At 61.1% G+C, this 980-nt stretch carries 2 protein-coding genes; one reads left to right on the forward strand and one right to left on the reverse strand.

The genetic code is table 11. The annotated features are described in order from the left end of the window. Window positions 1-441 (forward strand): SMC-Scp complex subunit ScpB (gene scpB, locus LXM94_RS25925; protein WP_235774772.1); only part of this gene is annotated, 441 nt, incomplete at its 5' end. Window positions 442-502: 61 nt separating this feature from the next. Here the strand turns inward: scpB and LXM94_RS25930 are convergent. Next, a partial coding sequence (locus LXM94_RS25930; RefSeq protein ID WP_235774774.1) for a PIN domain-containing protein occupies window positions 503-980 on the reverse strand: 478 nt, incomplete at its 5' end.

The following is a 980-nucleotide window of genomic DNA, read 5'->3' on the forward strand; positions in this document are numbered from 1 at the left end:
GATCTCCGGGAGGAACTGCGCGACCGGCCCTATGAACTGGTGCCGGTCGCCGGCGGCTGGCAGCATCGCACCCGGGTTCGTTTTGGCGGGACCATTCGCGCCTCGTCGGCGCTGTCGGAGTTCGAGGCAATGGCGCTGATGGCGGTGGGATATTTCCAGCCGGTGACAAGAGGCGAGCTGTCGAAGGTCTTTGGCAAGGAGGTCAGCCGCGACACTATCGGGGCGTTGCGTGGCGCCGGGTTTATTTCCTCTGGGCCGCGCAGCCCGACGCCCGGCGCGCCCTATACCTATGTGACGACGAAGCAGTTCCTCTTGGCATTCGGCATGGAAACGCTGCGCGACCTCCCCGATATCGAGGCGTTCGAGGATGCGGGATTGCTCAGCCGGCAGGCTGTTCAGAATGAGCCGCTTTCGGCCGAGGCGGAAGTTGATGGGGAATAAGGTTGCCGCCTGACGTGTGCGCGATATTTCGGTTGTCGCGCTCTGTTTGGACCTCATCCGATCACTTCAGCCCGGCGATGTTCCGGCGAAGCACGTCTGAAAATGTCTTCAATCCGCCTTGCTGAAGTGCGTCCACGAACGTTTCAACCGATGGCGTTGTCTTGCGCAGATTATGCCGCGCACGTTTGACACTAAAGACGAGCGCGTCGGGAAAGGCCGCATAGAGATCGGTCAGGAAATCATCCGGCGACTGGCTGGTTACGCCGTAGGGGCGGAGGTCTCGTGCTGGGAAATCCTTCAGGTTCCAGGTGACGATGACGGAAGCTTTCCCAGTGATGGCGGCTGCGAGCACATGCCGATCGTCAGGGTCGGGTAGTTTGAGGTCGGCGACCAACGGGCGATAATTCGCCACGTCCGCGTCCGGCAGGACGGACTTCATCCTGTCACGCGTGGCTATCAGGCGTTCTATGGGCAATTCATGTGTGTTGGCGGCAAGATTACGCATCCACTCGTCGTGGATGTCGTCGGTCCAGCGCGCC

The organism is Rhizobium alarense (assembly GCF_021555155.1).
Lineage (GTDB): Bacteria > Pseudomonadota > Alphaproteobacteria > Rhizobiales > Rhizobiaceae > Rhizobium_D > Rhizobium_D alarense.